At 48.5% G+C, this 309-nt stretch carries 1 pseudogene; it reads right to left on the minus strand.

The features are described from left to right. Nucleotides 1–105 (minus strand): annotated as a pseudogene (locus D0T85_RS23295) (RagB/SusD family nutrient uptake outer membrane protein); the annotation flags it as partial. Nucleotides 106–309 lie beyond the last annotated feature (204 nt).

A 309-nucleotide genomic window follows, 5' to 3' on the forward strand; every position in this document is an offset into this window, starting at 1 on the left:
TCTTTTGCGCACTTCGTTGACCTTGCTTATGGCTCCGGGGAGATCGTTTAATTCATTCAAAGCCTCGGCCCAGTTCAACAGAACATCGGCATAACGGTAGGCCATTGAGTCATTTCCCAGGGGGTATATCAACTTGTAATTATCAGTATGTACTATTCTCCATTTATATCTGGCCGGATCGGAACAGATTGCCAAAACCCTACAGGAACACCGGGCCGATTACCTGGCTTTTTGCATCAGGCCGCAGATACGTCATTTGTGTACCTTCGCGACGTATGTCGGCCAGTACCAGCAATATGCGGTGCGACA

This window comes from Bacteroides sp. 519 (assembly GCF_010500955.1).
Lineage (GTDB): Bacteria > Bacteroidota > Bacteroidia > Bacteroidales > Bacteroidaceae > Bacteroides.